Here is a 2,200-nt window from a genome sequence, read left to right on the forward strand (position 1 = left end):
AAAGAATTCAAACGACCCAGCAACAGCGGGAACATCGTTGTAGAGTCCCTCGGTGAGGGCCGGGCCAGACAGATCCTCTGGGAAAGAAATGTCCCGGATAAAGACTTGCTTTCCACTATTGAAGCGGGAAAATCCGTTCTCCTTTATCATGATCCCCATATCCCGGAAGAGAGATATATCGATACTCTTTCCGATATTGAAGATTTCCTGATTCTGGACGGAACCTGGCAGGAAGCAAGGAAAATCTACAATAAGAGTCCCTATCTGCAAAGCATGAAGATCTTTTCACTGTCGAGTGATAATGAATCCAGATATAACATCAGGCGCAATCAGAAAGAGGGGGGACTGTGCACGGCAGAGTGCGTGATGGAGCTGCTGAAACTGAAAGGTGAGGACCAGGACGCGGAGATACTGAATAACTCATTCTTGAACTTTCTGGAGCGTATGATCAGCCGGGTGATTCTTAAAAAATGACCCGGCTGGACCCGGTGCTTCACTTACCCCTTTATGGCACCGGCAGACATCCCTGCGATGATCTTTCTGTTAAAGAAGATGAAGAGGATGAGAGGGGGAATCGAAATGATCAGCACATCCGCAAAGAGGAGTTGCCAGGAGCTATGAAATTTACTCATAAAATTATAGAGAGTCAGCTGGACAGTCGCGTTTTTTGCTCCTGGGAAGAAGTACAGCGGGTTTACAAAGTCATTGAAAATATTCACAGAGGACAACACAATCACTGTTGCGGTCGTGGGTTTGAGCAATGGAAAGATGATTTGAAAAAACAGACGCACGGGGCCGGCGCCATCCACAATAGCTGCCTCATCAATCTGTCTGGGTATTGTCGCTGTAAATCCTTTGTACAGGAGAGTTGAAAAGGACATAGTCAGGGCGGCTTCGATCATGACCATACTGAACATGGTTTTAAAGATATTCAAAGACATCAGGAGCCAGATGGTCGGGACAATGGCCGGGGGAATAATCAAACCGGCCAGTATCAGAAAGTTGATGACCGGTGTGGCTTTATCAGTTCTTCTCTGGGATACAAATCCAGCCATGGAACAGCTGACAATCAGCACAAGAATAGAGAAGATGGTTATAAGAAAGCTATTTTTAAAGGCAATAAGAACTATCCCTTTGTTTGTGGAAAGGACTTCTGCAATATTCTGGTACAGAAGAAATTCTGCGGGAGCCTTGATATTCATCAAAGATGCTTCCTGAGAGTTTTTTGATGCATTGTTGATGACAAAGTAGAAGGGAATGCCGAAAAGAATGGCAGCCATGATGACTCCGGTTATTTCTGACACTAATCTTTTTGTTTTTGAAATCACAGGTCTACCTCTTTGGAATTAAGAAATTTGTAGACAGGAAAGGCTATGGCCGACACCATGAGAAAGAGGATAACATTCCCCGCTGTAGACAGGCCGTAAAAGCCGCTGCTGTATTGTTTATAAATGATGGAGGAGAGAAGGTCTGTCGTAAATCCGGGTCCGCCTCTCGTCATACTCCACACCAGATCAAAGGTTCTGAGTCCGCCAATCAAGGCCAGGATAATCACTGAATTAATGGCCGGCCTGCTCAAGGGAAGAGTGATGTGCAGGAATTTGGCCATGCTACCGCCCCCGTCGATCTGAAGGGCCTCATAATATTGTTCCGGAATCGACATGATACCGGCGATGAATATGACTGTTGCCACACCCACACCCTTCCAGACATCCACGGCTATAATGGATAACAGGGCAATTTTTACATTCCCCAGCCAGTCCGGTCCATTGAGACCAAGGGTATTGAGGATTGTATTGATGACACCCCTGGTAGGGTGCATCAGGCTGTTGAAAGTAATACCCACAGCAATGGTACTGATGAGGTTCGGGAAAAAGATGATGGCTCTCATAAAGTTTTTGGTACGGATGGGAGAGCATAAATAAACGGCCAGTCCCAGGCCGATCACAACTTTGAGCCCGCAGGTCAGGAAAGCATAGATAAATGTATTTTTAAACCCGATGCTCAGAGAATCTTCTGAAAAAAAAATCTGGAAGTTTTCTAATCCGATAAAGGTCCAGTCTGTGAGGTTCCATCTGGTCAGACTGAAAAAGAAAGAACTCAATGCCGGGATTAAAAAAAATATTAAAAAAATTAGCCCGGCGGGTAGCAGAAAAAAGTAGCTGTAATGACTGTTCTGTTTTTTTGGCATAATTATATC

3 protein-coding genes are annotated in these 2,200 nt (G+C 45.0%); 1 reads left to right on the plus strand and 2 read right to left on the minus strand.

The features are described from left to right. Positions 1-474 (plus strand): tRNA-uridine aminocarboxypropyltransferase (locus PF479_RS12770; protein WP_298007205.1); only part of this gene is annotated, 474 nt, incomplete at its 5' end. A gap of 23 nt (positions 475-497) precedes the next feature. On the opposite strand, the gene PF479_RS12775 is transcribed toward PF479_RS12770, so the two are convergent. Both PF479_RS12775 and PF479_RS12780 read right to left on the minus strand, forming a co-directional pair. Further along, positions 498-1,280 (minus strand): carbohydrate ABC transporter permease, encoded by a 783-nt coding sequence (locus PF479_RS12775; protein ID WP_298007208.1) that lies wholly within the window; start codon positions 1,278-1,280, stop codon positions 498-500. A 44-nt stretch (positions 1,281-1,324) separates the two neighbouring features. Then, a partial coding sequence (locus PF479_RS12780) for a carbohydrate ABC transporter permease (protein WP_367277239.1) occupies positions 1,325-2,200 on the minus strand: 876 nt, incomplete at its 5' end.

The organism is Oceanispirochaeta sp. (genome assembly GCF_027859075.1).
Taxonomy (GTDB): domain Bacteria; phylum Spirochaetota; class Spirochaetia; order DSM-2461; family DSM-2461; genus Oceanispirochaeta.

What these genes read in the sequence shown, in the direction of transcription:
- PF479_RS12775 (WP_298007208.1), bottom strand. Translation starts at nt 1,280, where the DNA reads ATGGCTGCCATTCTTTTCGGCATTCCCTTCTACTTTGTCATCAACAAT.